The following is a 4545-nucleotide window of genomic DNA, read 5'->3' on the forward strand; positions in this document are numbered from 1 at the left end:
GGCTGGGAAACCCCAGCCGAGCGCCTGCATAAACTACTCACAGCCTGACCAACACGACCAAGTGTTGCGACGATCCCTAGAAACCGCCCTGCGCGCCCAGCCCCCACCCACCCGCACGCACCCCACCGCACAGTTCACAGCGCACCCCGCGGCAGCGCACCGCACACACGCCAAAGCCAGCGCAGCGCTCAGGTGGTGAGCCAGACCACGATCCCCGTGACCCCGTTCAGCACGGCCGCCGCACCCGCCCTGATCGCGGCGGCACAGCGCGCGGCCGTGAAGGAGTCCGCGTCGTACGTCGAGGACATGCCGAGGCCCTCGCCACGGAAGGACGCGCCGGACCAGTCGACCGCGGTGACGTTGTGGGTGGGTTCGGCCAGTTCGGCGCCCACGACGAGGAACTGCTGCCCGAGGTGGTGGGGGGTGACGGTGGCGAGCGGGTCGATCAGGTCGTTTCCGGCGCTGACGACGAGATCCGGGCCCATCTCCAGCGACTTGGTGATGCTCGGCAGCAGGTCGGCCGGGTGCTCGACGGCCACCGTGCGCAGGTCGACATGCTCGTCCTCGGCCCAGCTTCTGACCGCCGCCACCAGGGCCCTGGTCGGGCGGTCGTCCCCGGCGGTCAGCAGGACCACGCGGTAGCCCTTGGGCGGATGGACGCCGTTCCAGGAACCGGGCCGCGGGGTGATGGTCGCCTCGGGGGTGGGTGGTGCGGACGGGTCGGTGAAGCCCGCGCCGAGCGTGCCGACGGCGGTCGGGCTCGCGTGCGGACGCGACCAGTCGTCGCCGGAGCTGCATCCGGTGGCCAGGGCGACGGCCGCGGCCAGGGCGGCGGCGGCTCTGAACGGGGTGCGCAAGGCGATCGTCCTCCAGGTGGTGACTGCTGGTGCCTGCACATCCTCATATGCCGGCGCCCGCCCGTCCTGGCCGAAAAGGGCTTGCCGAAGGGTTGTTCTTCCATGATTCGCCGCGGGGGCAGGACGAGTTCACCCATGACGTGGAGCGTGCACGGGCAACCTGAAGGAGACACATGTCACGACACGTCCGCCGCGCCGTCATCGGGGTCATCGCGGCGGTGACCGCCCTGCTGGGCAGCGTACCGCCCGCGCTCGCCCACGGGTTCACCTCCACCGTGTACGTCCAGGTCACCGCCGCGGACCAGGGCCGCATCCGGACGACGCTGGAGCTGGAGTACGACCTCCTCGTCGTCTCCGCCGCCGACGCCGAGGGGGACGATCCGCTCTTCCGGACGGGGAGCGCCGCGTTCGAAGCCGGCGACACCAAGGGGCAGGCCGCGGCGCTCGACGCACACGCCCGGTCGGCGGTCGGCTATGTCACCCGTCGTTTCTCGGTCGGCGCGGACGGCCGGACCTGCAGCCCCTCCCGGCAGGGCGAGTTCACGATGGGCCGGCAGGAGGGCGTGCCCTACGCCCGTATGACGCTCGACTGGGCCTGCCCCGCCGACGCCGGCGATTCCGTGGTGCGCAGCGGGCTGTTCCCCGACGGCGAGGGCTATGTCCGCGACACCAAGACGATCATCACCTACGACCTCGGGGGCCGTTCGGGCAGCGCCGCGCTCGACGCCGCGCATCCGTCCTTCTCGCTGGGCCAGTCCTGGTACGAACGGTTCTGGGAGTTCTTCCGGCTCGGCGCGGAACATCTGCTCGGCGGCATCGACCACATCCTGTTCCTGCTGGCGCTGATCGCCGGGTCGCGGCGGCTGCGTGAGATCGTGCTGGCGGCCACGAGCTTCACCCTGGCGCACTCGGTGACGTTCCTGCTCGCCGCGCTCGGCGCGGTCGATGTGCCGGGGCGGATCGTGGAACCCGTCATCGCGCTGTCCATCGCGGTGGTGGCCGGCTGGTACCTGTGGCGGATGTGGCGGCACGGGGGCCGCGCCGCCGAGGTCGAGTCCCTGGCGGACGGACGTCTGGGCCTTGACCGCGCGGGTTGGGTCCGGCTCGCCGTCGTGTTCTGCTTCGGTCTTGTGCACGGTCTCGGTTTCGCGGGCGCGCTCGGCATCCACGAGGCATGGTCGTGGACCCTGCTGTGGTCCCTGCTGGTGTTCAACATCGGTATCGAAGCGGTCCAGTTGGCGATCATCGCCGTGGTGTTCCCGCTGCTGGCGCTGGTGCGCGGGCGGGCTCCGGTGGCCGGGCTCCGGCTGACCGGAGCGATCTCTGCGGTTGTGGCCGCGATGGGCCTGGTGTGGTTCGTACAGCGGGTGGCGGACGTCTGAGGCAGCGGCTGCCGGGCGTGTGGGAACGGGCCTGGTGAAGAGCCGCCAGTCTTCGGGAAGTTCAGCAGTTCCCAAGATCACATTTATGACCGGTTTACCAAGTGGAGAGACCTTCTTGGCGTCCATTCATGCACTCCGTGCACCAAAGGAACGAAATTGAAGAGATTGAGACCCCCCACGCAGGCCTCCGGGCCTGCGCGGCACCGCGTGGCCACCGGGACCGCAGCGGCATTCCTGGGTGTGGCCGTCGCCCTCGGCAACGGTCTGGCGTCCCCCGCCAGTGCCGCCGACGGCACCACGCTCAGCGGGATCATCCTCGGTGTGGGCGCCAACGAGTCGCAGCGCACCGTGACCTGGTACTCCTCTGACGACACCGCTCAGAAGGTGCAGCTGGTCCCGACCACGCAGCTCGTGAACGGCGAGTTCCCGGCCGGCGCCGCCGTCTTCGACGCCATCGGCGGCGCGAACATCGCCACCAGCGGCGGCTACAACCGCCACGCGACCATCACCGGTCTCAAGGAGCACACGGCGTACTCCTACCGGGTCGGCGGCGAGGGCAACTGGTCGGCGACGTACTCGTTCAAGACGCAGGACTTCGAGGGCGACTACGACTTCCTGTTCTACGGCGACCCGCAGATCGGCTCGTCCGGCGACACCGCGAAGGACCAGGCCGGCTGGCAGGACACCCTGGACGTCTCGCTCGGCGCCAACCCCGACGCCGAACTGCTCGTCTCGGGCGGCGACCAGGTGGAGAGCGCCAACACCGAGTCCCAGTGGAACGCCTTCCTCGCGCCCGACAAGCTGCGCCGGTACCCGTGGGCGGCCACCATCGGCAACCACGACGTCGGCGGCAAGGCCTACGAGCAGCACCTGTACACGCCGAACACCGACCGCTCGGCCCCGTACTACTCCAACGGGAACCCGGCGTCCAACACCTCCGGCGGCGACTACTGGTTCATCTACAAGGACACGCTGTTCATCGACCTGAACAGCAACAGCTACGCCACCTCGCAGGGCGGCGGCGGTGACGCGGCACACATCGACTACGTCACCGACGTCATCAACAAGCACGGCTCCGAGGCCAAGTGGAAGGTGCTCGTCTACCACCACGCGATCTACTCGCCGGCCGCGCACGCCAAGGACAACGACAACAAGGTGCGCCGGACGGACTTCCCGACAACGTTCTCCAAGCTCGGCGTCGACCTGGTGCTGCAGGGCCACGACCACAGCTACTCCCGTAGCTACCTGATCAAGAACGGTCAGAAGGCGGATCCGGACGAGCAGCCCGGTGCGGCCGACGTGTACCCCGGTCCCGGCGGTGTCCTGTACGTGACGTCGAACTCGGCGTCCGGCTCCAAGTACTACGACATCACCAAGCCGGACAGCAGCGGCACCAGCGGAGCCGGCAACGGCGCCGACCCGCTCAACCCGGACAGCTACTGGTACAACTCGGTGCAGAACCAGGAGCACGTCCGCAGCTACGTCAAGGTCGGCGTACGCAAGGACAAGCTCGTCGTCGAGAACCTGCGCAGCGGCACCTGCCAGGCGCCCAACGCCGCGGTGGAGCTGGGGAAGGTCTCCTGCACCAACACCCCCGAGGGCCAGCCGGTGGGCTCGGTCGTCGACAAGGTCACCGTGCACCCCCACCACGGCAACGGACAGGACCTCCAGGTCGACGTGCCCGACGCTCCTCCCGGTGAGTTCGGCTGGACCATCGACGGCTACAACGGCCTGGTGGACCTCGGCACCGCGAAGGACCACGACGGCGACTACTTCCGGGCCAACGGCCAGATCAACCCGATCCTGGTCTCGGACAGCCGCCGCTCGCTCGCCCCGTGGTCGATCTCGGCCAACGTGAGCGATTTCAAGGACGGCGACAAGTCGTTCTCCGGTGCCTACCTCGGCTGGACGCCGAACGTCCTCCAGGACGGCGCCGGCGCCAAGGCCAGCGGACCGGTGGCCTCCGGCTACGACGACCACGGCCAGGGTCTGTCCGTCTCGCGCGGCCTGGCCTGGGCCGAGCAGGGCCACGCCAAGGGCAAGGCCAAGCTGGGCGCCGACCTGGACCTGAAGATCCCGGGCAGCGTCAACAAGGGCACCTACCGCGCCACCCTCACGATCACTGCGCTGAGCAGCTGACCGTACCCGTTCCATCCGTGGGGGGGGGGGGGGGGGCCGGGGGGCCCCCCCCCCCCCCCCCCCCCCCCCCCCCCCCCCCCCCCCCACCCCCCCCCCCCCCCCCCCCCCCCCCCCCCCCCCCCCGGCCCCGCGGGCCCCCCCCCCCCCAGGGGTGGTTTTTTTGCCCC

3 protein-coding genes are annotated in these 4545 nt (G+C 70.1%); 2 read left to right on the forward strand and 1 reads right to left on the reverse strand.

Annotated elements, in window-relative coordinates:
• Positions 1-188: 188 nt before the first annotated feature.
• A complete protein-coding gene (locus ACFYTE_RS42085; protein ID WP_388722572.1) occupies positions 189-857 on the reverse strand; it encodes a hypothetical protein in 669 nt (222 codons plus the stop codon).
• A gap of 173 nt (positions 858-1030) precedes the next feature.
• Here ACFYTE_RS42085 and ACFYTE_RS42090 point away from each other — a divergent pair, with 173 nt between their 5' ends.
• Both ACFYTE_RS42090 and ACFYTE_RS42095 read left to right on the forward strand, forming a co-directional pair.
• Positions 1031-2239: a HupE/UreJ family protein gene (locus ACFYTE_RS42090; protein WP_388722574.1), complete on the forward strand. Its 1209-nt coding sequence runs from the start codon at positions 1031-1033 to the stop codon at positions 2237-2239.
• Positions 2240-2446: 207 nt separating this feature from the next.
• A complete protein-coding gene (locus ACFYTE_RS42095) occupies positions 2447-4378 on the forward strand; it encodes a fibronectin type III domain-containing protein (RefSeq protein WP_388722576.1) in 1932 nt (643 codons plus the stop codon).
• The last annotated feature ends 167 nt before the right edge of the window (positions 4379-4545 follow it).

It is taken from the genome of Streptomyces sp. NPDC004629, assembly GCF_042873595.1.
In the GTDB taxonomy this organism is placed as follows: domain Bacteria; phylum Actinomycetota; class Actinomycetes; order Streptomycetales; family Streptomycetaceae; genus Streptomyces.

What these genes read in the sequence shown, in the direction of transcription:
- ACFYTE_RS42090 (WP_388722574.1), top strand. Translation starts at nt 1,031, where the DNA reads ATGTCACGACACGTCCGCCGCGCCGTCATCGGGGTCATCGCGGCGGTG.